General features: G+C 60.5%; 21 protein-coding genes. 13 read left to right on the forward strand and 8 right to left on the reverse strand.

Features of this window, described 5'->3' with window-relative positions:
- Nucleotides 1-28 precede the first annotated feature (28 nt).
- The 5 genes from RBH10_RS01505 to RBH10_RS01525 all read left to right on the forward strand — a co-directional run bounded on the left by RBH10_RS01505 (nucleotide 29) and on the right by RBH10_RS01525 (nucleotide 7158).
- Nucleotides 29-1942, forward strand: coding sequence for a PhoX family phosphatase (locus RBH10_RS01505; RefSeq protein ID WP_281038599.1), 1914 nt, complete (start codon nucleotides 29-31; stop codon nucleotides 1940-1942).
- A gap of 334 nt (nucleotides 1943-2276) precedes the next feature.
- A complete protein-coding gene (locus RBH10_RS01510) occupies nucleotides 2277-2672 on the forward strand; it encodes a cupin domain-containing protein (protein ID WP_281038598.1) in 396 nt (131 codons plus the stop codon).
- Nucleotides 2673-2835: 163 nt separating this feature from the next.
- Nucleotides 2836-4461, forward strand: coding sequence for a SulP family inorganic anion transporter (locus tag RBH10_RS01515; protein ID WP_372339760.1), 1626 nt, complete (start codon nucleotides 2836-2838; stop codon nucleotides 4459-4461).
- A complete protein-coding gene (locus RBH10_RS01520) occupies nucleotides 4451-5068 on the forward strand; it encodes a ParB-like protein (RefSeq protein WP_281038597.1) in 618 nt (205 codons plus the stop codon). Before RBH10_RS01515 ends, RBH10_RS01520 begins: the two co-directional genes overlap by 11 nt.
- Complete coding sequence (locus tag RBH10_RS01525) at nucleotides 5065-7158, forward strand: mechanosensitive ion channel domain-containing protein (RefSeq protein WP_281038596.1); 2094 nt, start codon at nucleotides 5065-5067, stop codon at nucleotides 7156-7158. The genes RBH10_RS01520 and RBH10_RS01525 overlap by 4 nt, the downstream gene beginning before the upstream one ends.
- Nucleotides 7159-7260: 102 nt before the next feature.
- Here RBH10_RS01525 and purU read toward each other — a convergent pair whose 3' ends face one another.
- The 6 genes from purU to RBH10_RS01555 form a co-directional block, all read right to left on the reverse strand.
- Nucleotides 7261-8166 (reverse strand): formyltetrahydrofolate deformylase, encoded by a 906-nt coding sequence (gene purU / locus RBH10_RS01530; protein WP_372339761.1) that lies wholly within the window; start codon nucleotides 8164-8166, stop codon nucleotides 7261-7263.
- Between the two features lie 69 nt (nucleotides 8167-8235).
- Nucleotides 8236-9504 (reverse strand): serine hydroxymethyltransferase, encoded by a 1269-nt coding sequence (glyA, locus tag RBH10_RS01535; protein WP_281038595.1) that lies wholly within the window; start codon nucleotides 9502-9504, stop codon nucleotides 8236-8238.
- Between the two features lie 17 nt (nucleotides 9505-9521).
- Entirely contained in the window at nucleotides 9522-10076 is a 555-nt protein-coding gene (locus RBH10_RS01540; protein WP_281038594.1) for a sarcosine oxidase subunit gamma, read from the reverse strand.
- 13 nt (nucleotides 10077-10089) lie between these two features.
- Nucleotides 10090-13080, reverse strand: a complete 2991-nt coding sequence (locus RBH10_RS01545) for a sarcosine oxidase subunit alpha (protein WP_281038593.1) — start codon at nucleotides 13078-13080, stop codon at nucleotides 10090-10092.
- Nucleotides 13077-13397, reverse strand: a complete 321-nt coding sequence (locus tag RBH10_RS01550; protein WP_045019384.1) for a sarcosine oxidase subunit delta — start codon at nucleotides 13395-13397, stop codon at nucleotides 13077-13079. The genes RBH10_RS01545 and RBH10_RS01550 overlap by 4 nt, the downstream gene beginning before the upstream one ends.
- A gap of 12 nt (nucleotides 13398-13409) precedes the next feature.
- Nucleotides 13410-14663 (reverse strand): sarcosine oxidase subunit beta family protein, encoded by a 1254-nt coding sequence (locus RBH10_RS01555; protein WP_281038592.1) that lies wholly within the window; start codon nucleotides 14661-14663, stop codon nucleotides 13410-13412.
- Nucleotides 14664-14749: 86 nt separating this feature from the next.
- On the opposite strand from RBH10_RS01555, the gene RBH10_RS01560 reads away from it, so the two are divergent.
- Together RBH10_RS01560 and RBH10_RS01565 are read left to right on the forward strand one after the other, a co-directional pair.
- Nucleotides 14750-15796: a GlxA family transcriptional regulator gene (locus RBH10_RS01560; protein WP_045019386.1), complete on the forward strand. Its 1047-nt coding sequence runs from the start codon at nucleotides 14750-14752 to the stop codon at nucleotides 15794-15796.
- 128 nt (nucleotides 15797-15924) lie between these two features.
- On the forward strand, nucleotides 15925-16803 hold the full coding sequence (locus tag RBH10_RS01565) for a hypothetical protein (protein WP_281038591.1): 879 nt from the start codon (nucleotides 15925-15927) through the stop codon (nucleotides 16801-16803).
- A gap of 22 nt (nucleotides 16804-16825) precedes the next feature.
- Here RBH10_RS01565 and RBH10_RS01570 read toward each other — a convergent pair whose 3' ends face one another.
- On the reverse strand, nucleotides 16826-17863 hold the full coding sequence (locus RBH10_RS01570; protein WP_281038590.1) for a LacI family DNA-binding transcriptional regulator: 1038 nt from the start codon (nucleotides 17861-17863) through the stop codon (nucleotides 16826-16828).
- 140 nt (nucleotides 17864-18003) lie between these two features.
- On the opposite strand from RBH10_RS01570, the gene RBH10_RS01575 reads away from it, so the two are divergent.
- The 6 genes from RBH10_RS01575 (at nucleotide 18004) to RBH10_RS01600 (ending at nucleotide 24178) form a co-directional block, all read left to right on the forward strand.
- A complete protein-coding gene (locus tag RBH10_RS01575; protein ID WP_281038589.1) occupies nucleotides 18004-19038 on the forward strand; it encodes a Gfo/Idh/MocA family protein in 1035 nt (344 codons plus the stop codon).
- 12 nt (nucleotides 19039-19050) lie between these two features.
- A complete protein-coding gene (locus RBH10_RS01580) occupies nucleotides 19051-19953 on the forward strand; it encodes a sugar phosphate isomerase/epimerase (RefSeq protein WP_045019392.1) in 903 nt (300 codons plus the stop codon).
- Between the two features lie 68 nt (nucleotides 19954-20021).
- A complete protein-coding gene (locus tag RBH10_RS01585; RefSeq protein ID WP_281038588.1) occupies nucleotides 20022-21254 on the forward strand; it encodes a sugar ABC transporter substrate-binding protein in 1233 nt (410 codons plus the stop codon).
- A gap of 115 nt (nucleotides 21255-21369) precedes the next feature.
- Nucleotides 21370-22272, forward strand: coding sequence for a carbohydrate ABC transporter permease (locus RBH10_RS01590; RefSeq protein WP_045019394.1), 903 nt, complete (start codon nucleotides 21370-21372; stop codon nucleotides 22270-22272).
- Nucleotides 22269-23096, forward strand: a complete 828-nt coding sequence (locus RBH10_RS01595) for a carbohydrate ABC transporter permease (protein ID WP_045019395.1) — start codon at nucleotides 22269-22271, stop codon at nucleotides 23094-23096. The genes RBH10_RS01590 and RBH10_RS01595 overlap by 4 nt, the downstream gene beginning before the upstream one ends.
- The gene (locus RBH10_RS01600; RefSeq protein ID WP_281038587.1) at nucleotides 23093-24178 is read left to right on the forward strand and encodes an ABC transporter ATP-binding protein; all 1086 of its coding nucleotides are present in this window, start codon (nucleotides 23093-23095) and stop codon (nucleotides 24176-24178) included. The genes RBH10_RS01595 and RBH10_RS01600 overlap by 4 nt, the downstream gene beginning before the upstream one ends.
- Before the next feature lie 76 nt (nucleotides 24179-24254).
- On the opposite strand, the gene RBH10_RS01605 is transcribed toward RBH10_RS01600, so the two are convergent.
- A complete protein-coding gene (locus RBH10_RS01605) occupies nucleotides 24255-24920 on the reverse strand; it encodes a transglutaminase-like cysteine peptidase (protein ID WP_281038586.1) in 666 nt (221 codons plus the stop codon).
- Nucleotides 24921-24941: the final 21 nt, after the last annotated feature.

Consider the following 24941-nt stretch of genomic DNA (forward strand, 5'->3'; position numbering starts at 1 on the left):
TCCAAACATGCAACGGTGGAGATACAACATGACCGATATCGATACGAGCAAGCTGTCCTGGGACGAGTGGGACGAGCTGCAAAACCCGCCACCAGCCCAAACCGATTTCGACCGCGTAGTCGAAGCCGCTATTTCCCGCCGCGGCTTTCTCGGCGGTGTACTTGCCTTCGGTTCTGCCGCAGCCGCCATGGGCACGCTCGGCAATCTGATGACCAGCACCTCGGCTGAGGCGCAGGAAGCTGCCGCCGGTCGTTTCCCCTTCAAGCCGGTTGCTGCCGCGACCGACCACACCATCCACGTGCCGGAAGGTTACAGCTGGAAACCGGTTGCCAAATGGGGTCAGCCGCTGTTCTCCAACGTGCCTGATCTCGACCACGCCAAGGGTGTCAGCGTTGAAAACTCAGACAAGGTTTTCGGCGAAAACACCGACGGCATGGAACTGTTCATGGTCGGCAGCCACCAGCTGATCGCCGTCAACCACGAATATGTGAACCCGGAAATCAACCTGCCGCATACGGAAAAGGGCACCCCGAAGACTGCCGACGACGTGAAGATCCTGCAGAACATGCAGGGTGTCACCGTCATGGAAGTTGAGGAAGGCACCGAAGGCTGGGAAGTCGTTATCGACAGCCCGTTCAACCGCCGCATCCATCACAACACGCCGATGAAGCTTTCCGGCCCGGCCGCAGGCTCCGATCTCGTCAAGACCGCCGCCGATCCTGATGGTATCGACTGTCTCGGGACCTTCAACAATTGCGGCGCCGGCCGCACGCCCTGGGGCACCTACCTCACCTGCGAAGAAAACTTCAACGGTTACTTCGGCACCACCGACGCCACCTTCAAGCTGCCTGACGATTACAAGCGTTATGGCATCGCCGCCGAGACGCGTTATGCCTATGAGAAGTTCGACGCGCGTTTCGACGTCGCCAAGAACCCGAACGAGCCGCGCCGTGCGGGTTACGTGGTCGAGATCGATCCTTCGGACGCCTCCTCCACCCCGATCAAGCGCACGGCACTCGGCCGCATCAAGCACGAGAACGCCGCCGTGGTCATCGCGCGCGACGGCCGTGTCGTCGTTTATATGGGTGACGACGAACGTGGCGAATTCCTCTATAAATTCGTCTCCAACGGCATCTATGTGCCGGGCGGCGACACCTCGAAACTGCTCGACGAAGGCACGCTTTACGTCGCCAAGTTCGTCGATGACGGCGCTGGCGAATGGGTGGCTCTCACGCCTGAAACCACGGGTATGAAGATCGACGAGATCTGCGTCTTCACCCGTCAGGCCGCTTCCAAGGTGGGCGCAACGACCATGGACCGTCCGGAATGGGTCGCCATCAACCCGGTCGCCATCGAAGCCTATTGCGCGCTCACCAACAACAGCCGCCGTGGCGAAATGAAGGATGGCAAGCTGCGCGCCAATGCCGGCGGCGACGCCATGACGATCAATGCCGCCAACCCGCGCGAGAAGAACGAATACGGCCAGATCGTGCGCTGGTACCCGGAAAATGACGACCACGCGGACGGAAAGTTCAAGTGGGATCTGTTCTGCATGGCCGGCAACCCCGCCGTTCACAAGGATGTCTATGCCGGCTCTTCGAACATCAACGAAGGCAACATGTTCAACTCGCCTGATGGCATGATGTTCGACTCGACTGGTCTCCTCTGGATCCAGACCGACGGCGAAGACAGCAATGAAGGCAACTTCGCCGGGCAGGGCAACAACCAGATGCTGGCGGGCGATCCGGCCACCGGCCGTATCGAACGCTTCCTGACCGCGCCGAAGGGTTCCGAAGTCACCGGCCAGACATGGTCCGGCGACAAGCGCACCCACTTCGTCGGTATCCAGCACCCCGACGCCCCCTTCCCGGATGGCGAAGGCAAGCTGCCACGCTCGGCCGTCATCGCCATCAAGCGTGACGACAACGCGCAGATCGGCTGACGTTTTGGTCTAAACGGAACCGGATACCGTCAGGGCGATCCGGTTCCACAATAAAAAACGCCGTGCGCCCCGAAAGGACGCACGGCGTTCCAGAATCAACTTGCTGCAACGCTCTTTTTCACCAACCTATAACCGCCAGATGAAAAGTGTCATGCCTCGCGGAACGTCCGATTGGCCTGATCGAGCAGGCGGCATGCGCCTCAAATCATCCATCATCCATGTCGGCAAAACTTTGGCCGGCTCGCTCCACCTTCGAGCGAATTTTCACTCGCCTGTGGACAAGAGGGGCATTCCCGCTTCAAATCACCACAGGATACCAGTCAGGAGAGTGACCATGGAAATATTGCGTGCGGGAACACGGGCCTCAGCCAAAGGCCCCGAGGCCTGGTTCACCGGCGTCGTCCGCATCGACCCGCTGTTCAACCCGTTCGATGCCGAACGGGTGCAAGGCGCGCAGGTCACCTTCGAACCCGGCGCCCGAACCGCATGGCACACCCATCCCCTCGGCCAGACCCTGATCGTGGTTTCCGGGCTTGGACGGGCACAGCGCGAGGGTGGCCCGCTGGAAGAGATCCGCCCCGGCGACACCGTATGGTTTGCACCGGGCGAAAGGCACTGGCACGGGGCAGCACCCAATGTCGCCATGACCCATATCGCGCTTCAGGAGGTCAAGGACGGCAAGGTCGTGGACTGGATGGAACAGGTCACGGACGAGCAATATGGCGGCTGAAGCGGCGACAAAACGCTGAATATATGTCAGGCGCGTAACATAAACTTTGACTTGCACCTCGAATGCGTCAAACCTCGTTTATCTCGGAAACGTGGTGCCGGATCGTGATCTCAGTGGGTGAAAGTTTTCCTGGCTTCGTCGGCGCAAGTGCGGTCGCAACTCCATGCCCATGACATTGAACCGGCGCGATGTGGTTGCGGGATTGTCGATTGCCGGCCTGATGTTGCCGGAGGCGATCGCCTATTCGGGCATTGCCGGCGTTCCGGCGCAACACGCCATCCTTGCCGCCATCACCGGCTGCATCGTCTACGCCGTTTTCGGCCAGAGCCGTTTTGCGGTCGTCTCGCCCACCTCCTCCTCCGCTGCAATTCTGGCGGCAATGCTTGCGACGCTTTCCGTCACACCAGCGCAAAAGATGCTGCTCGTCGCCATCACGGTCGCGCTGGTGGGCGTACTGTTTCTGCTTGCGGCTGTCACGCGGCTCGGCGCCCTGTCGAGCGTGATTTCGCGGCCGGTGCTGCGCGGTTTTGCTTTCGGCCTCGCCATTCTCATCACCATCAAGCAATTGCCGAGCATTTTCGGAATAAAGGCGCATTCAGGCGAGCCGCTCTCCATCCTCTTGCAAATCCTCTCCCGCCCGCAGGACTGGAGCCTTGAAAGCATCGTTGTCGGCGTCGTAGCGCTCGCCGTGTTGCTCCTCATGCGCAAGCGCCCCACCATTCCCGGCAGTCTCGTCGTCATCGTGGCGGGCATCGCCGCCTCGATCCTGCTTAACCTTCAGAGCCGGGGCGTCGCCGTCGTCGGCCAGATCGATCTTGCCGGAATATGGGCTGGCCCGTTTTCGGTGTCACTGGACGACGTCGCGCATGTCGCCCGCTTCGCGCCGCCGCTCGTCCTCATTCTCTTTGCTGAATCATGGGGCACCATCCGCAGCTTTTCGCTACGCCACGGCGAGAGCGTCGATTCCAATCGCGAACTCAGAGCATTCGGGCTTGCGAATATCGCCAGCGCCGCGGTGCAGGGCATGCCGGTCGGCGCGGGTTTTTCCGCAGGGGCAGCAAGTGAAGCGGTCGGGCCGCAAAGCCGGTTGGCCTCGGCCATCGCCGCAATCGGCCTTGCGGTCTTCAGCCTGCTGGCCGCCAGCTGGTTCGCTTTCATTCCCGAAGCGGTCCTTGCCGCCGTGATCGCCGTGGCACTGTTGCATGCGCTCGATCCCACGCCGATCATCCGTTTATGGCGGCTCGGCAACGACGCCTATCTGGCACTTGCCGCGGCGGCCAGCGTTCTTGCCTTCGGGGTGCTGAACGGCATGCTCGTCGCGGTCGCCCTCTCCTTCGCCGTCTTTGTCCGCAGGCTCTCCCTGCCGCATGTCATGCATCTCGGCCGGTTGGGCGACAGCCACGATTTCGTCGACATGGAACGCCATCCGGATGCAAAGGATGTGTCCGGCATGATCATCCTCCGGCCCGCACAGCCGTTTTTCTTCGGCAATGCGGAACCGATCCTTGCCGCCGTCACCAAACGTATCCTCGCCCGGCCGGAGCTGCACATCGCGATTGTCAGTCTCGAGGAAAGTTTCGAGCTGGATTCCACCGCACTCGATGCGCTCCTGGAGTTCGATACGTCGATGCAGCACAGCGGCATCGTGGTCTATTATGCGCGTGTGCACGACCATGTGCGGGATCTGCTGCTTGCCGGCGGCGGGTCCGACATGGTTGCGCGCAGCAATTTCAGTGTCGATGATGCCGTGACGGCGGCCATGCACCGGGAGAACAACCATGCCCCATAGCCTTGAACCACACCTTACCCCGGTTGAAATCACCGCTCTCAGGCCAACACAAATGACCGTCGGTCTGCGCGAGGTGGAGACCAAACGCCGGCAATGGACCGCGATCCGCGAGGAAAAGGGCGCCGATTTCCTCGGCCACCACATGGTGCCCGTCGTCCTCGGTTATAAGGAACGTCTTTATCTGGTCGACCACCATCACCTCGCTTTGGCCTTGCATAACGAGGGCGTGAAACATGTCTTTACCAGCATCGTTGCCGATCTTTCCCATCTCGGCAGGCGGGAATTCTGGTCGGTGATGGACCACCGAAACCTTGTCTATCCTTTCGATGCGGATGGCCTACGCCGCCCCATCGAAGACCTTCCCAAGCGGATCGTCGATCTTCAGGACGACCCTTTCCGCTCGTTGGCCGGAGAGGTTCGCGAGGCCGGTGGTTTTGCCAAGATCGTGGCTCCATTCAGCGAATTCCTCTGGGCGGATTTCCTGCGTCGCCGGGTGGATGGCAAAAAACTGCGGCATTCCTTCGAGGACGCGGTGGAGGAAGCGATGCAACTGGCACGCTCGCGCGATGCCAAGCATCTCCCTGGATGGTGCGGAGTGGACCGATGACCACGCCGCCCTCCTTTCTCCGATTGCTAACGGCCGCTTTCATCGCGCTTTTTGTGTCGGGCGTGGCAAGCCTCACCGCACAGGAATTACTACCGCCGGCGAAAACGGCTGCGCCGGAACAAACGACGGAGCAGAAGGTCGATCAATTGCTGCAGCTTCTGGGTCAGGACGACGTTCGCGCCCTTCTCACACAGAAGCTTGCGGCAAGCGGCACCGAACAACCGCCGCAACTGACGCCGCTGAGCCAATTGAGCGATCTCGACCAATGGGCGAGCAAGCGGCGCGAACATCTCGGGCGCCTCGCAAGGGACCTGCCCGGCATGTCGATGCAGATCACCTCGGCACTGGGAAGGCTTTGCGACGAAATCCATACCTACGGTGCCCCCGTCTTTTTGCTGCATGTGCTGATCCTGTTCGGCGCGGGCCTTGCCGGCGGCATCGCCACGAACCGGATCATCATGATGCAGACCTCCCGCAAGAACGGTGATGATATCGGCAAGGAAGCCTCGGCCGTCGTGTCGCGAAGGCTCTTGCCGGTCCTCGGTTATGGCCTTGCCGCGACGGCCATATTCCTTGCCATCCAGTGGCCGCCCTTGCTGAGTGCGGTTCTCCTGCCCTGGCTGGCAACCAGCGTCGTCCTGCCGCTGCTTTTTGCCTTCACCGGTCTGTTGCGGCGGGTCGTCGGCCGTGAAGCCAATGCCCGGCGCGATTTCTGGATCGTCCGCTGGACTCGGCTCCTGACGCTTGCCGGCCTTTTCTGGGCGTTGCTCAGGACGCTCGAAAATCTCGATGTCCCGCGTGACACGCTCGGGCTTCTGTCCTCCGCCATGGTCGGGCTCCTGTTCCTGCTCGCGTGCATCTGGATCTGGCGTCGCCCGGTCGGCGATCCGGGCTCGGAGCGGACAAGGGCAATCGACGTCGCGCTGATCTTCAGCCTTATCATCCTCTTCGGGCTGCGGCTTGCCGGTGCCGGGGTCCTGTTCTGGATCGGACTTTATGCGCTGGTTCTGCCCGGCCTCGCCTCGACGCTCGGCATCGCGGCGCGAAAACTTGCGACCGACATCGGCGGCTATGGGGAAAGCGACCTTCGCCCGGTTCTGGTCGAACGCGGCGTGCGGCTTGCAATCGTCGGGACCGCCATCATCTGGTTGATCTTCCTCGTCCGCGCCCATCCGGATTCCCTGCCCGATGGCGCCTTGATGACATCGATCGTCATCGGCATCCTGCACGGGGCGCTGATCCTGCTTCTTGCCGATCTCATATGGATCGCCATCAAATCGATGATCGCACGTAGGCTGGAATTGAGCGCACCCGCCGTCGACCCACTGAGTGGGCAGCCGGGCGGCCAACCACAAGATGACCGGCTTCTGACCATTCTGCCGATCCTGCGCAACATGCTTGGCATCATCATCGCCGCCGTTGCGGTCATGACGGCGCTTTCGGAACTCGGCGTCAATATCGGGCCGCTGCTTGCGAGCGCCGGCATCTTCGGCATTGCCATCGGTTTCGGTTCGCAGACGCTGGTCAAGGACATCATCAGCGGCGTGTTCTACATGATCGACGACGCCTTCCGTGTCGGCGAATATATTCAGAGCGGTTCCTATCGCGGTACGGTCGAATCCTTCAGCATCCGCTCGGTAAAACTGCGACACCATCGCGGCCCGATCTTCACCGTACCGTTCGGATCACTGGGCGCCGTCGAAAACATGAGCCGCGACTGGTCTATCGACAAATTCCTCGTCACCGTCGCCTTCGATACTGATATCGCCAAGGTCCGGGCCATCACCAAGGAAATCGGCAAGGCGCTGAAGGAAGACCCGGAATTCGGGCCGTTCCTAATCGAGACCGTGAAACTAAAGGGCGTCGAGCAATTCGGCGAATATGGCATGACGCTCGGTTTCGGCATGATGCTGCGCGCCGGCGGGCAATCATCGATGGTACGCCGCAAGGCCTATTCGATGCTGAAGGATGCCTTTGCGCAAAACGACATCCAGTTCGCCAGCATGGCAGGCGCCTATCCCTCATCGTCAAGGGCCGCGCGGCTACCAGAGCCTGAGCCCGGCGGCGGGACGGGGCCGGTCGAGGAATAAACTTCCGACAACCGAGCCCTAGCCTTGGAGCGCATCCGGTTTCAACGGAATCGCTGGATGCGCTCTATCTCTTTGTTCTTACGCATTTTTACTGGAAATGCTCTAGCCCATCCGTTCGGACATGTATTCTCCCGGCGAAGCGGGAAACACCACGGTCCTGTTTCCGTTGAGGAACACCCGGTGGTGGATATGGGCATGGATGGCGCGCGCGAGAACCTGGCTTTCCACGTCGCGTCCAAGGCTCACATAATCCATGCCGCTCTGGGCATGGGTGACGCGGATCGTATCCTGCTCGATGATCGGACCCTCGTCGAGATCGGCGGTGACGTAATGGGCCGTCGCGCCGATCAGCCGTACGCCGCGCTCGTAGGCCTGCTTGTAGGGGTTGGCGCCCTTGAAGGACGGCAGGAAAGAATGGTGGATGTTGATGATGCGGCCTGACATTTCCTGACACAGCCGGTCCGAGAGAACCTGCATATAACGCGCCAGAACGACGAGTTCTGCGCCTGCATCGCGCACCACCTGCAGGATGGCCGCCTCGGCCTCAGGTTTCGTTTCCGGCGTGACGCGGATGTGGTGAAAGGGAATGTCCTCGTTCACCACCTGTTTCTGATATTCGAGGTGATTGGAGATAACGGCGACAATCTCGACGGGCAGCGCGCCGATGTGAGAACGATACAGCAGATCGTTCAGACAATGGCCGAAACGTGACACCATGATCACCACCTTCGTTTTCCGCGAGAGATCGTGGATGTCGTATTCCATATCGAAATCGGCTGCGACGGAAGCGAACCCGGCAACCAGAGCGGCGGGTTCCAGCCCCTCCTCCGAAACGAAACTCAGCCGCATGAAGAAGCGGCCCGTCTCCAGGTCGGTAAATTGCGAACTGTCGTTGATGTTGCAACCGGATCGCGCGAGATATCCGGATACGGCGGCAACGATGCCGCTGCGTGCCGGGCACGAGACTTTCATGACATAGCTGCTCAAATCCTGCTCCCCTTGATGCATAAGCGATCGGGCAGATCGACAGCAATGCCGCCCTGCCCGATCACGGCTAACGGAACCGACAACGGCGTGTTACGCGCCGTAGATCGGAAAGTCCTCGCAAAGTGCCGCAACCTCAGCCCGCACTTCCGCCTCGACCGTGGCATCGCCTTCGGCGTTGACGGCGAGTGCATCAATGACACGCAGGATCAGCGCACCGATCTTCTCGAATTCGGCTTCACCGAAACCGCGCGTGGTGCCGGCCGAGCTGCCAAGCCGGATGCCCGAGGTGACGAAGGGCTTTTCCGGATCGTTGGGGATGGCGTTCTTGTTGCAGGTGAGGCCCGCACGCTCCAGCGCGATTTCGGCCACCTTACCGGTCACGCCCTTCGGGCGCAGATCGACCAGAACCATGTGGCTGTCCGTGCCGCCCGAAACGATCCCGAGACCACCATCCGTCAACACCTTGGCCAGAGCCTGCGCATTGGCAATAACCTGACCGGCGTAGTCGGCAAAGTCGGGCCGCAGCGCTTCGCCGAAGGCCACGGCCTTGGCGGCGATGACATGCATCAGCGGGCCGCCCTGATTGCCGGGGAAAACGGCCGAGTTCAGCTTTTTCGCCAGATCGGCATCATTGGTCAGGATTACCCCGCCACGCGGGCCGCGCAGGGTCTTGTGGGTGGTGGACGTCACGACATGGGCGTGCGGCACCGGGTTCGGATATTTACCACCGGCGATCAGGCCGGCATAATGGGCCATGTCGACCATCAGGTAAGCGCCAACCTCGTCGGCAATCTTGCGGAAACCGGCGAAATCGATCTGGCGCGGATAGGCCGAAGCGCCCGCGACAATCAGTTTCGGCTTCGTCTCCAGTGCCTTTGCCCGCACCTTCTCCATGTCGATCAGATGCGTCTCGGCATCGACCTCATAGGAGACGACATCGAACCACTTGCCCGACATGGTTACCGGCGAACCGTGGGTCAGGTGGCCGCCATGGGCGAGCGACATGCCCATGATCCGGTCGCCCGGCTGCAGAAGTGCCAGAAACACCGCCTGATTGGCCTGCGCGCCGGAATGCGGCTGCACATTGGCAAATTCCGCACCGAAGAGCTGCTTCAGCCGGTCGATGGCGACCTGCTCGACCTTGTCGACGAATTCGCAGCCGCCGTAATAACGTTTGCCGGGATACCCTTCGGCATATTTGTTGGTCAGCACCGACCCTTGAGCGGCAAGAACGTCGGCGGAAACGATATTTTCCGAAGCGATCAGTTCGATCTGGGTCTTCTGGCGATCGAGTTCCTCGGCGAGGGCATCGGCGATCACCGTATCCGAAACGGCGTTATGGGACAGACGGTTAAGCATTGTTTTCTCCTCCAGGATCAAGCGATTTCGGCGGCAAGTTCCTTGCAGCCGGTTTCAAGCAGATGGCCGAGATGCGGCGCGAAACTGTTCCAGATATCCATGCGGAACCGGTCAGGCGCATCGCGCCACAGCACCACGGTCACGCCATCGAAAATCGTTCGGCGCGCTTGCCCGACCGGAATGGTGTCGATGTCACGGGCGCAACCGAGCGTCAAAAGCTCCGCAGCCTGCGGCCCTTCGATCGAGAGCGTCACTTCCCGCCCGGAAATATCGGCAAGGCTGTGCGGGTGGGTAGCATAGACACCCGCGCAGGCCGCAATCAGTCTGTCGACTTCGATAGCGGGCGTAATGATCGTCCATTCGTCGGGACCAAGACGCACGGCCTCGGTTTCGCCGGCGGCAGCGCGGGCACCGATACTGTCAGGCAAGGCAAGGCCAAGGGCTGCGTTCAGCGGCGCGAGATCGCCGCGCGCGCGCAGCGACAGTCGCCCTTGCGCGGCCACGATGCTGACCCGGGCTGCTTTGCTCTCGGCCAGAATGCCGGAAGCGGGGGAGGAAACGCGCATATTCATTGTCATCTCCGGGTCAGATTTTCAGGCGGGTATTTTCGGGATCGACAAACACCATCCCGGTGATTTTCGCGGCAATGGTGCGCTCCGGCATCGGAATGTAGACGGTCTCGCCCATCCGATCGTGGCCACCTTCAACCAGCGCCAACGCAATCGGCTGGCCAACCGCATCCGAATGGTAGGACGATGTCACATGCCCAACCATCTTCATCGGGATCGGCTGTTTCGCGTCGAAGACGATCTGCGCGCCCTCTTCCAGCTTCGAGCGATCCTCCGTCAGAAGTCCGACAAGGTGCCTGCGGCCCTTGGCGACGAGATCGGGGCGGGCGAGACCGCGCTTGCCGACGAAATCCGGCTTGCTCTTGCCCACGGCCCAACCCATCGCTGCATCATAGGGTGTGACGGTGCCGTCCGTGTCCTGGCCGACGATGATGTAACCCTTTTCGGCGCGCAGCACATGCATGGTCTCAGTCCCATAGGGCGTGATGCCGTATTGCTGGCCGGCTTCCCACAGGATTTCCCAGAGCTTGCGGCCAAGCGGAGCCGGCACGTTAACCTCGAAGCCGATCTCGCCGGTGAACGAGACGCGGAACAGGCGTGCCGGTACTCCGGCCACCGTGCATTCCGCACAGGACATGTGCGGGAAAGCCTCTTCCGTCAGCTCGACGCCTTCGACCAGCGGGGCCAGCAGCTTTGCCGCATTCGGGCCATTGAGCGCGATGGTGGACCATTGCTCGGTGGTGGAGGTGAGCCAGACGTTAAGGTCGGGCCATTCGGTCTGGAGGTGATCCTCCATCATGTTCATCACCCGCGCGGCACCGCCGGTGGTGGTGGTGACATGGAAACGATCCTCACTCATACGGCCGATAACACCATCGTCGCGAATGAAACCGTCATCGCCGAGCAGCAGACCATAGCGGCAGCGGCCGGGCGCAAGCTTCGACCACGGGTTGGTGTACATACGGTTCATGAATTCGACCGCATCGGGACCGACAACCTCGATCTTGCCTAGGGTCGAGGCATCGAAAATGCCGAGGCTTTCGCGCACCGCGCGGCACTCGCGGCCGACAGCCGCGTCCATGTCTTCGCCCGCTTTTGGAAAATACCAGGCGCGGCGCCATTGGCCAACCGGTTCGTAAACCGCGCCATGCGCTTGCGCCCACGGGTCGATCTGCGTCTTGCGGGTAACCTCAAAGTGCTGGCCGCGATGATAGCCAGCAAAGGCTCCGAACGTCGTCGGCGTATAAGGCGGGCGGAAGGTGGTGAGACCCACTTCCGGCTGGCGTTTGCCGAGCGCTTCAGCGGCGATGTTCAGGCCGTTGATGTTGGACATCTTGCCCTGATCGGTCGCCATGCCGTTGGTGGTGTAACGCTTGACGTGCTCGATCGAGCGCATGCCCTCGCGCACGGCCAGCCGCAGATCCTTGGCGGTCACGTCGTTCTGGTAATCAACAAAAGCCTTGGCCTTGCCGGGGTTGCGGTCGCTCGGCAATTCCGTGTGCGACACACCGCTACCGGTACGATCATGATCCACCGAATAGTCGCAGGCATCGCCGGTTTTGCCCAGTGCTGCGGCGATCTTACGGCCCTGCTCCGCGCCGTCTTTCAACACCGCCGCAATGCCCCACAGCCCGCGCCCGGCGCCGGCAATCGCACAATCCTCATTGGTCATGGCGGGCAGGAATGTAGTCCGTTCGTCATCCCAGGCGATCTTACCCTGCGTGTGGGAGAACAGATGCAGCGACGGCGTCCAGCCGCCCGACATCAGCACTGCGTCACACACAATTTCCTGCCCCGCACCAACCGTCGAACCATTAAGCGGATTAACGCGGATCGATTTGACACGCAGCCGTCCCGAGATCGCCGTTGCCGTATGCGAGAGCCGCACCGGAATACCAAGAGCGCGGGCCTCGTTCAGCAACTCTTCGCGCACCTTCTCACGGGTATCGACAATCGCCTGAACCCGCGCGCCGGCGCTGTGCAGATCGAACGCCGCATACCAGGCGCTGTCATGGCTCGTCACCACCACTGGCCTGTTGCCAACCTTGACGCCATATCGGTTGAGATAGGTCTGGGCGGAGCCGGCCAGCATAACGCCCGGACGGTCGTTACCGTGGAAGACCAACGGCTTTTCGAGCGCACCCTGCGCCAACACCACCTGACGCGCCCGCACCCGCCACAGGCGTTCGCGAGGTACATCCCGCGGCACCGTTTCGAGATGATCGGTCAGCTTTTCGCAGAGGCCGATCATGTTCTGGTGGTAATAGGCAATCGCCGTCGTGCGGGTCATGATCCTGACCCCGCGATCCTTCAGCGCTTTCAGCTCATCCGCCAGCCAGCTCCATGCCGGCTTCCCGTCGATCTGTGTCTGCGGCTCGGACAACAATGTGCCGCCAGCTTCGGCATTTTCATCGACCAGCACGACCTTGAGACCATCGACGACCGCCGCCCGCGCTGCGGCAAGACCCGCCGGACCGGCACCAACGATCAGCACGTCGCAATGCAGGTTGCGCGAGGCATAGGTATCGGGGTCTTCCTCGGTCGGCGAAACGCCGAGACCCGCCGCCGCGCGGATGAAGGGCTCATAGACCTTGTTCCAGAAGCTCTTCGGCCACATGAAAGTCTTGTAGTAGAACCCAGCGGAAAACAGCATGTAGGCCATGTCGTTGACCGCGCCGATGTCGAATTTCAGGCTCGGAAATTTGTTCTGCGAGGAAGTTTCCAGCCCGTTCCAGATTTCCTGCACGGTGGCTCGGGTGTTCGGCTCGAACTGACCGGAGCCGCGGCGGGTGCCGATCAGCGCATTCGGCTCCTCGGAACCCGCCGTTACCGGGCCGCGCGGGCGGTGGTATTTGAACGAGCGGCCCATGAGATGTACGCCGTTGGCGAGAAGTGCGGACGCGACCGTATCGCCCTTTACGCCGCGATAGGTCTTGCCATCGAAGGTGAAGCTTACCGAGCGGGCGGCATCCACCCGGCCACGGCCGGAAACGCGATAGGAGTTCATTTCGACACCTCGGAGCTAGCTGGTGCGCGGGTCAGGGAAGAAAGCTCTGGACGCGGCTCGCCCGCGCGATAGGTCGTGAGGAACCGGTCGCTCACTGTGTCACGCACGGCATTGAAGAAGCGTCCGCAGCCATGCAGATGCCGCCAACGCTCGAAATGCGGACCTTTCGCGTTTTCGCGGATGAACAGGAATTCTTCCCACTGTTCGTCCGTCTGCGACGAGGGATCGGCAGCGCGGACGACATGGGCCTGTCCGGCATAGGTGAATTCGGCCTCGGGCAGGGTCTCGTTGCAATAGGGGCAGCGGATCAAAAGCATGGTGTCGGCTCCTCAATGCGCCACGGCAGCGGCGGCTGCCTCGTCGATCAGACGGCCGGAACGGAAACGTTCCAGCGTGAACGGCGCGTTGATCGGGTGCGCTTCGTTCTTGGCGATGGTCCAGGCAAAGGTGTGGGCAGCGCCCGGCGTGGCCTTGAAACCACCCGTGCCCCAGCCGCAATTGACGTAAAGCCCGTCAACCGGCGTCTTGCCGAGAATGGCCGAGCGATCCGGCGTGACATCAACGATGCCGCCCCATTTGCGCAGCATCCGCATGCGGTTGAAGATCGGGAAGATTTCCACGATCGCCGCGATCGTATGTTCGATCAGCGGCAGGCCGCCGCGCTGCGAGTAGGATGTGTACTGGTCCGTGCCCGAACCGATCACCAGCTCACCCTTGTCGGACTGGCTGATATAGGCATGGACCGCATTCGACATGACCACGCAGGGGAAGATCGGCTTGATCGGTTCCGACACCAGCGCCTGCAGCGGATAACTTTCCAGCGGCAAACGAACGCCTGCGGTATCCATGACAACAGATGTGTGACCGGCGGCGGAAACGGCAACCTTCTTCGCCTTGATGAAGCCCCTCGCCGTCTCGACGCCTGCGACGGAACCGTCGGCATTGCGGCGAATGGCGGTGACCGGGCAGTTCTGGATGATATCGACGCCACGGGCGGCGGCGCCGCGCGCATAACCCCAGGCAACAGCATCGTGGCGCGCCGTGCCAGCGCGCTCCTGAAGCGCGCCGCCCATTACCGGGTAGCGGGCATTCGGCGCAATGCTCAGAGGCGGGCAATATTCCTTGCACTCCTCAGCGGTAAGCCAGCGGTTGTCGACGCCGTTCAAGCGGTTGGAATGGATGTGGCGCTTGAAGCTCTGCACGTCATGGACATTATGCGCCAGCATCAGCACACCGCGCCGGGAATACATGACGTTGTAGTTCAGCTCCTGGCTGAGATTTTCCCACAGGTCGACAGCGTGATCGTAAAGACGGGCACTCTCGTCGTAGAGATAATTGGAGCGGATGATTGTCGTGTTGCGACCGGTATTGCCGCCTCCGAGCCAGCCCTTGTCGATGACAGCGACATTGGTGATGCCGTGTTGGCTGGCCAGATAATAGGCCGCGCCAAGACCGTGGCCGCCGGCACCGACGATGACCACGTCATATTCGGCCTTGGGCTGGCTGTCGGGCCATTGCTCGTCCCAGTTCTTGTGGCCGGTCATGGCATTCCGCAAGAGATTGAAGGCATTAAAACGCGTCATGAGCGGGCCTGCTGGTTTGAAAATCTCGGTAATCGAAAGCCTACGGAGATTTATCCCGGCCGGGCTGGACAATCGCGTCTCTTTACATGAATATTTGCGCCATGATCTCTCATCCCGCCAAGAAACGCCTCAGCGTCGCCTTCCTGCTTGCAGACCGGTTCACGCTGTCGGCCTTCGCCAATTTCGTCGATGTGCTGCGTCTTGCCGCCGACGAAGCGGACCGTTCCCGACCTATCCTGTGCGAATGGTCGGTGCTGTCAGCGACCCTTGGCAATGTGCAATCGAGCTGCGGCGTGAAGGTCCAGCCGGATACGCGGCTCATCGACGCCGCGCATTACGACTATATCGTCGTTGTCGGCGGATTGATCAGCGACCACAGCGCCCTGCCGCCGGAGGCGTTGCGGTTCCTGAAAGATCGCGCGGCTGCGGGCACTCCCATCGTCGGGCTGTGCACCGGCGTTTTCATTCTGCACGAGGCCGGCCTGCTGGATGGTTATCGCTGCTGCGTCAGCTGGTTCCACCATCAGGATTTTCTTGACCGCTTCCACGCCGAGCAAATGGTCTCCGACCAGCTTTTCGTCATAGACCGCAACCGTCTGACCTGTTCCGGTGGCCATGGTGCCGCGCATCTGGCGGCATTCCTTGTTGAGCGCCATGTCGGCCAGTCCGCCGCCATCAAAAGCCTCAACATCATGATGATCGACAGTGCGCTCAGCGGCGAAAAGCCCCAGCCCGGCCAGCAGAGCGCCCGAACGGCAACCGATCCGCTGGTCAGAAAGGCGATCCTGCGTATGCAGCAAAATATCGAGGTTCCGAGAACCGTGCTGGAGCTCGCGCGCGATCTCGGCCTTGGCCGCCGCAGCCTCGAACGGCGTTTCCTTGGTGACCTGAAGGCGACGCCCTCCAAGGTCTATCTCGAACTGCGGCTGGATCGCGCCCTTTCCCTCCTGCGCACCACGCGTGACCCGGTCACCCAGATCGCGCTCGCCACCGGGTTTTGCGACGCCCCGCACCTTTCCCGCACACTTCGCGCCGAGCGCGGCTTCAGCCCCAGCGAATATCGCAAGACGCAGGTCGGCCACATAACGACTGATGAGGAATTCGCCGTCGGTGTGCTGTTGCCACAACCTTGAGCCTCTTCCGTTCACCTGCCTAAAACCGGACGCTGCGAAAAATCGATCAATGTAATTAATATGGTCAGAATTGCCCGCGCCGGTGTAAAAGTCCTCGATCCTGTTGATGGAAACCGTGGGGGTATGGGATGAATTCAGAACGTCGTGGCGTTCTCGCGCTTTTGGGTGGCCTTGTGCTGGGAAGGCCGTCCGCCGGCAAGGCCGCGAATAACGTACCGGCAGTTGCCGAATCCCGCTCCGAATACCAACCCCGCCATGTCCTTTGTTTTCTCGGCCCGGAAAATGGTCTGGCTGCGCTGCAGCAGGGCGCCCGTGCTGCTATCGATAAATTTGCCGCCGATTTCAGCCTCGACGAGGATTATTCGCAGGATGAACCGGACGACCGGATGGAGCGGTCCTTCAATGTCTGCTGGGATCGTGTCGACCCGGACAACCATGAGGAAGCTGACGAGGAAGCCGTCGCCGGGCACGGCTCGGTCCTTTACGTGCTTGGCCCGTCAATGGCTGCGGAAACAGCCGTGGCGACCTGCGGGAAAGCCCTGATGTTCGTGCGGCACATGCTCGATAACGGCGCAGTTGCCGTAAAGGGTGAAAGTGCCGGCGTTGCCCATGGCGTGCGGCGGTGGAAGGAACTCTTCGAGCAGTCGCGCCGTGACGCGGCCTCGAACGACGCTTTGGCACTCGCCAAAACCTGCCGTCTCGCTTTCGCGCGCCGCCCCATCGGCGGCGATGCCGACGGGATGGGAAGCGTCGGCTTCCATCTGGTCGGGCTGCCTGACGTGGAGGTGCATTTCATCCGAAAAGACGAACAGCAGGCCTCAACCAATACCGAGCAGCTGAAAATCGCCGCGCTGATTGACGATATCGCCGAACAAATGACCCGCGAAGGCGTTGAAACGGCCCTGAAAGCTCGCCATGCCGAGCTGTCCGACGACACGCGATATGAGGAAGACGAATATAAATTCAATCCGTTCGGCGTCGCGACCATTCAAGACTACAAGCTTTGACACTCCGCTCCGAGGCTTCCGCCTATAATGGTGCGGGGGCCGGGTCGCTCTCTCCCGCCACGAGCTGCATCGGCCAGACGCAATCTCGCGCCTGATCGGGGTAAAACGGCGCATAGGCCGGCATGGTCGACAAAAGGGTCTGGGCGACCGTCACGCCGAGATCGTGCAGGGACATGCGGAAACTGGTCAGTCGCGGCTCCAGAAACTGGCCGCGCGGACCATCACGAAAACCGATGACAGCAAGATCCCGCCCCGGTTTCAGACCCACTTCCGCCAGACGGCGATAAAGGCCGAGCGCCATCATTTCATAGATCAGCACCAGTGCGGTTGGCCGGGGCCGCATCTGCAGCCACTCGCTGGCGGCGTGATATCCGCCCTGCTCGCTCGATTTCGCGCGGATGACGAGAGACGGGTCGTAAGCGATGCCGTTCTCCTCCAGACCGCGCCTGTAACCATCCATGAAAACATACCCGAGATTGACATCGCTATCGGGTGCCGCGACCGCAATGGTACGATGGCCGGCAGCCGCGAGCCGGTTGACGGCACTGCGCGCAACTTCTTCAAAGTCCAGATCGATCCAGGCATGGTCGGCGCTGGAAGAGGTGCGGCCGAGCGTCACGAAGGGCAAACGGGTCTGCTTTAAAAAATCGATACGCTTGTCGACACGGCGGGTCGACGAAATGATCATCGCATCCACCATACGGCGCGCCACCATGCGCTTCAGATATTCATCCGGGTCTTCTTCACCGGGGCAAGGCAGCACGATGAGATCGAGATTATGAGCGGAAAACACGCTTTGCAAACCATCCGTCACCCCCATGAAGAAGTTGTCGGAGTTCTCCACCGTCTGCGCATCGCTGCCGGTCATCAGGCCGATGACGTTGGTGGTCCCCTGCCTGAGGCTGCGGCCTGACTGGTTGGCGACATAGCCAAGCTTTTCCGCCGCCTCCAGAACGCGCCGCCGCGTTTCCTCGTTAACGTCGGGCTTGCCGTTCAAGGCTCGGGAAACGGTGCCTATCGATATCTCCAGATAATCGGCAAGCTGACGAATTCCTTTCATGCACTCCCCCTCCTGAGCCGGGTACGAAATCTGCGTCCCCAATAACGGTATTGACATATCTAACATGATCAGCCTAGTGTCGTAAACGTTTACGACGCTCTGCGCAAAGAGGAGTTTTGCCCAGAGACCGGGGAGAGAAGATGACATACAACGCCGTTTTATGCGGGTGCGGAGCAATGGCCAAAGGCTGGCTGCGCGCCATTCAATCGACGCCGGAGATTTCCGGCGCGATCAAGATCGTCGGTCTCGTCGATCTGAATGAAGATACGGCACGCGCGCTTGCCCAAGAATTCGCGCTCACCGACGTCATCATCGGCACCGATCTTCGCGATGTCCTCGCACGGACGAAAGCCGATATCCTGTTCGATATCGTCATCCCTCAGGCACGGTATGCCGTGGTTGAAACCGGCCTTGCAGCCGGATGCCATGTGCTCAGCGAAAAGCCACTTGCCGCATCGATGCAGGAAGCTGAAAAGCTGGTAGAGCTGGCGAAAAAGGCGGGAAAAATCCATGCCGTGGTGCAAAACCGGCGCTTTATCTCCGGCATCCGACGGCTGCGCCGGGCCGTGGAAGACGGCATTATCGGTGATCTGACGGCCATCCATTGCGACTTTTTCCTCGGCCCACATTTCGGTGGTTTCCGGGAGGAGATGAAGAACGTTCTCCTTCTCGACATGGCGATCCACACCTTCGATGCGGCGCGTTTCGTCGCCGATGAAAAGCCGCTCTCCGTGTTTTGCGTGGAGAAAAATCCGGCCGGCTCCTGGTATGCACACGGGGCAAGCGCCAATGCGATATTCGAATTCTCCAACGATGTGGTCTTCACCTATCGCGGCTCCTGGTGCGCGGAAGGCGAAAGAACCAGCTGGGAAGCCCGCTGGCGGCTGATCGGCTCCAAGGGCATGATCCTCTGGGACGGAGAAGACAATTTCTCGGCTTCCGTGGCTGGCGAAGAACCTGGTCTTCTGCGCGGATTCAAGACCGTAAACGTTTCCGATAGTATTTCTGAGAAGGATACGCACGGCCACGCCAGTGTCATACTCTCGTTTCTTCAATCCATCCGCTCCGGCCAGATGCCGGAAACGGCCTCCTTCGACAACATCAACAGCCTGGCAATGGTGATCGGCGCAATCGAAAGCGCCCGCATCGGCCAGCGTGTTTCCATCGCAGCATAAGGACCGACAGACGTGAGCAATCCGGCAAAATCCATCCGCATCGGCACCATGGTCAGCGCCACCAAGGGACAGGCGGCTGAACGCATCGGGCAGATAGCCGATCTTGGTTTCGAAAGCTTCGAACCGTTCTTCTGGCAGACGACCAACGGCCAGGACCTTGCCGAGCTTGGCAAGCGCTCCCTTGACGCGATCGGCGATCGCGACATCACCATCGGCACGCTCGGCATGTTCGGCAATCCGCTGGAAGAAACCGAAATCGACCTTCAGACCTTGCAGGGCTGGAAAGACTGCATCGACAACGCCCATCACTTCGGCGCAACCTGCGTTGCGGGTTTCACCGGCCGCCTGCGCGGAAAGCCGCTGCCCGAGAGCCTGCCCCGTTACAAGGAAATCTGGAGCGAGCTTGCCAAGCGGGCGGCGGACAAAGGCGTGAAGATCGCCTTTGAAAATTGCGCCATGGACGGCAACTGGCAGACCGGCGACTGGAACATCGCCCATAATCCCGACGCATGGGAACTGATGTTCAACGAAACGCCGGACGACAATATCGGCATCGAATGGGAACCCTGCCACCAGATGGTCTATCTCATCGATCCGCTGCCGCAGATCCGCAAATGGGCGGACAAGATTTTCCACGTCCACGGCAAGGACGCGACCATTCGCTGGGATGTCATTCGCGAGCACGGGATTTTCGGCAAGGAAAAATTCGTTTTCATGCGCACGCCGGGCTTCGGCGACAGCAACTGGACGGACATTATCTCGGAACTGCGTCTGGCCGGCTGGTCCGGTTCGATCGACATCGAAGGCTGGCATGACCCCGTCTACCGCGATGCGCTGGAAATGACCGGACAGGTGCATGGCCTGAACTATCTGAAACATTGCCGGGGCGGCGATTTTGTCGTCGATCCCACCTAAGGAATGGAAGCCTTTGGGAGAAGGCTTTCAGCAGTTGCAGAGACGATAACCAAGAGGAGGAGATTATTATGGGTATCGCAAAATGCATGATGGCCGGCGCGCTTGTTCTGGCAAGCGTATCCGCCGGTGCGATGACGGCGCAAGCGGAAGATGTGACCTTGACCTTGTGGTCGCTGGACAGAGACACCCAGCCGGCACCGAACCTCATAAAAGAGTTCAACAAGCTCAACAACGGCATCAAGATCGAATACCGCTACCTGCAATTCGACGATGTGGTGAGCGAGTCCATGCGCGCCTATTCGACCGGCAACGCGCCCGACATTATCGCCATCGACAATCCCAACCACGCCATGTTCGCCTCGCGCGGCGCCTTTCTCGACGTGACGGATATGATCGCCAAGTCGGATGTCATCAAGACGGAAAACTATTTTCCGGGTCCGCTGAAATCCGTGACCTGGGATGGCAAATATTTCGGCGTTCCGAAGGCGACAAATACGATTGCACTCTATTATAACAAGGACCTGTTCAAGGCAGCCGGTCTCGATGCGGCAAAACCGCCGCAGACCTGGGACGAGCTGGTGGATGCTGCCCGCAAGCTCACCAACCCGGCAAAGAATATTTACGGCATCAGCTTCAGCGCCAAGGCCAACGAGGAAGGCACCTTCCAGTTCCTGCCCTGGGCGCAGATGGCCGGCGCCACCTACAAACACATCAATACCGATGGCGCGGTGAAGGCGCTTGAGACGTGGAAGACCCTTCTCAGTGAAAAGCTGGCCTCGCCGGATACGCTGACGCGCAGCCAGTGGGATTCCACCGCCACCTTTAACGCCGGCAACGCCGCCATGGTGATCTCCGGTCCCTGGGAAATCGACCGCATGCTGAAGGACGCCAAGTTCGACTGGGGTGTGACGCTGCTGCCGGTTCCGACACCGGACGCACCGCGGTCTTCGGCCATGGGCGACTATAACTGGGCGATCTTCTCCAAGACCAAACATCCTGCGGAAGCCTTCAAGGCGATCGAGTTCTTCGCCTCGCAGGACAAAGACATGTTCAAGAACTTCGGTCAATTGCCGGCGCGTTCCGATATTCCGGTTCCGCCCACCGGCAATGCGCTGAAGGACGAGGCGCTCAAGACCTTTATCGAGCAGCTAAAATATGCGCAGCCGCGCGGTCCCTCGCCTGAATGGCCGAAGATTTCCAAGGCTATCCAGGACGCTATTCAGGGTGCCCTCTCCGGTCAGATGACACCGAAGGCAGCACTTGATCAGGCCGCCGAAAAGATAAAGCTGATCGAAGGCTGATCTATCTGGGCGGGCGGCCGGTTTCATCCGGCCTCCATCCAAGGGGTTCCTCCCGGTGGGGCTGCCAGCTGTGCTATGCAGCGGCGGCCCCGATCGGAGCTTGTGAGGATGTTTCATGAAAAAACTGTTTTCCAGCGTCAGCGACGGTCGTGGCTTCGACCTCATCCTTGTCGCTTTTCCTTTGGGTTTCCTGTTCGTCATGGCGGGACTGCCGCTCATCTACAACATCGTCATGAGCTTTCAGGAAGTCGACATGTTCAGCCTGGGCACCTTCGTGCGCCCGTTTGTCGGTTTCCGCAATTATGTCGATCTGTTCCGGCAGCCTGAAACCCTGCCGATCCTGTTCAACACCGTCACCTTCGTCGTCACTTCCATTGCCGGGCAATTCGCTATCGGCTTCGGTCTGGCGCTGTTCTTCTGGGTGAACTTTCCCGGCGCCACCTGGCTGCGCGGGCTGTTCCTCGTCTCCTGGGTCATGCCCGGCCTCGTCGTCGGCGCGATCTGGAACTGGATCCTTTCCGGTGACTTCGGCGTGCTGAACTTCTTCCTGCGGGAAAGCGGCATGATTTCCGCGAATATCTTCTGGCGGTCGGACGCGAATTTTTCGCTCTGGGCCGTGGTCATCGCCAATGTCTGGCTCGGCACCTCGTTCAACATGATCCTTCTTTCGGTCGGGCTCGCCTCCATCCCCGGCGATCTCTACGAGGCAGCGGAACTGGATGGCGCCAATGCCTGGCAGCGCTTCTACACCATCACACTGCCGATGATGCGCTCCACCATCGGTGCGATCGTTTCACTCGGCCTGATTTTCACGCTGCAGCAATTCGACCTTTTCGCCGCCATTACCGATGGCGGACCCAATAACAGTTCCAACGTGGCGCAATACTGGGCCTGGGATCTGTCGTTCCGGCAATATGATTTCGCCAAGGGCGCGACGATCTCCGTCATCATGATCGTTTTCGTCATGCTGGCTTCCGTCGTCTACGTTCGCTCCACACGGCATGAGGTGCGCGGATGAGTATCACGACCCGCAACCGGTTGATGCTGGCAATCGCCATCGTGCTTGCCATCATCTATCTCTTCCCGCTCTATTGGATGTATCTGACATCGCTGAAAAGCGGCTCGGAAATGTTCGCCAACCCGCCGGGCTTCTGGCCGGCCGATCCGCAATGGCAGACCTATGCCTATGTGTGGCAAAGCCGCAATATGGGGCGTTACCTGTGGAACTCGGTACTCATCGCCTCAAGTGCGGTGGCGCTCATCACCGTGCTCGGCGTCGGCTGTGCCTATGTTCTGGCGCGCTATCGCAACGTCTGGGTGGATATCGGCCTGTTCCTCATCCTCATGCTTCAGGTCCTGCCGGCATCCCTGATGATTACACCGATCTTCGTCGGCTTCTCGCAACTGGGTCTGCTGGATTATCCGCGCCTGTCGGTCATCCTCGCCATTGCGGCAAAAAGCATGCCCTTCTTCGTCGTGCTGGTGCGCGCCACCTTCATGGCGGTGCCGCAGGAACTGGAAGAGGCAGCGCTGGTGGACGGCAATTCCCGCGTCGGCGCCTTCTTCAACATCGTGCTGCCGCTTGCCAGAAACGGCATTCTCGTCAGCGCCATCCTCATTTTCATGCAGGCTTTCGGGGAATTCGTTTATTCGAAATCGATGATCCAGGCGGCTGAACTGCAGCCCGCCAGCGTCGGCCTCAATTCCTTCATGGGCCCCAATACCAGCGAATGGAACAATATCATGGCCTATGCGACCATGTATGTGACGCCCATTCTTGCCCTGTTCATTCTCTTGCAGCGCCGCATCGTTTCCGGCCTGACCTCGGGAGCGCTAAAATGACCCTTCAGATCGAACTTTCCGGCGTAAACAAATATTACGGTGCCTTTCACGCGCTGAAGGACATCCAGCTTTCCATCAAGAAAGGCACCTTCGTCGCCCTTGTCGGCCCGTCCGGTTGCGGAAAATCCACCCTGCTGCGTTCACTGGCGGGGCTGGAAACCATTTCGAGCGGCGACATGCGCATTGCAGGCACGCTGATGAACGGTGTACCGCCGCGCAAGCGCGATGTGGCGATGGTGTTCCAGTCCTATGCGCTCTACCCGCATATGACGGTGGAAGAAAACCTGACCTATTCGCTACGCATGCGCGGCGTGGCGAAGGCGGAAGCCCGCAAGGCGGCGGAAGAAGTTGCGGCCACCACCGGGCTGTCGAAGCTGATGAAGCGTTACCCGCGCGAACTTTCCGGCGGCCAGCGCCAGCGTGTGGCGATGAGCCGGGCGATCATCCGCAATCCGCAGGCATTCCTGTTCGACGAACCGCTCTCCAACCTCGATGCGGCTTTGCGTGTGCATATGCGCAAGGAAATCCGCGCGCTGCACGACCGCCTGCATGCAACCTCGGTCTATGTCACCCATGACCAGATTGAGGCGATGACGATGGCGGATCATGTCGTCGTCATGCGCGACGGCGTGATCGAACAGCAGGGCACGCCGCTGGAATTATACGACCGCCCGGTTAATCGTTTCGTCGCCGGCTTCATCGGTTCGCCGGCCATGAATTTCATTCCGGCAACGGTCAACGCTGACGGCGCTTCGCTTCAGTTGCGTTTCGGCGAAGGCGAGCCGCAGCAGTCCATCAGAACCCCGGCTCCCTTGCCGCCCGGCAAGCGTGTCATCGTCGGCATCAGGCCGGAACATATCCGGCCCGGAACAGCAACCGGGGCGACACTAACGTTGCCCGTGTCGGCCGTGGAAACCACCGGTTCGGCCACCTTTCTCACACTCGGCACATCGACCGAAGTGGTCATTGCCATTCAGGGACGCAGTGAGGTCAAGGCCGGCGAAGTCATCGGCCTCGAGATCAACCCGCCCGACCTGCATTTGTTCGATGAAGAAACGGGTGCCGGCCTCGGAGGCCGGTGAACCAGAGACGTTCGGACCGGACCGCCAACAAACCTCAAGGGTTTACGGCGGTCCGGAGTTGTTTTACGGCAAAGGTTCAGCGTCCCATGATTACGTCAAGGATGCTCCGGCGTGCGGTCGCGGAGGTGGCGGTGGCCCGGCCAACCTCGCGGGCAGCGATGGCGGGCGAACCGGAGCCTTCAATATCCACCCACCGACCGGCATGTTCCGTGGATTGACGCTTGAGGTAGGTGTAGGGCGTTTCGTCCCAGCGAAAGACCTTAGGTTTCATATTGTCGAGGATGAAATCTCCACGATCCGTCCTGACCGTGAGAACGGCGTGACCTTCGCCACGTTCGTCCCGGACAACCGTGATCAGCAGGTCGGAAACCGGCAGACCGGCTTCCATAAGCCGCTTACGCTTCTCCAGCGCGAGGTCCTCGCAGTCTCCCGCGCCGTTGTAAGGGTATTCCCAGTAGTCCTCGTAGCCCCATACTTCCATGTCTGTGCGCTGGTCGATTTCGACATTGACGGCGCTGTTGACCGAAACGATGGTCGCCCAGAGGTCGGGGGTAAGATTGAGCGGAGGCATGGCCTTCACCGGCTGGCACTCAGCCGAATGCCGCTGACAGAAGTCATAGTGCCCGATGGGCTGCGACGTGATCCTGCCCGTCTGCATCGAGGGCGAAGCCTGCGCCGGCGCGGCCAGACCCGCAACAGCCAGAATAAAACATGCTTGCAGCAATTTGATCAGGTGGGTCATGTTCGTCTCCTGACGACATGA

The sequence above is a fragment of the Rhizobium sp. AN73 genome, from assembly GCF_030757975.1.
In the GTDB taxonomy this organism is placed as follows: Bacteria; Pseudomonadota; Alphaproteobacteria; order Rhizobiales; family Rhizobiaceae; genus Agrobacterium; species Agrobacterium arsenijevicii.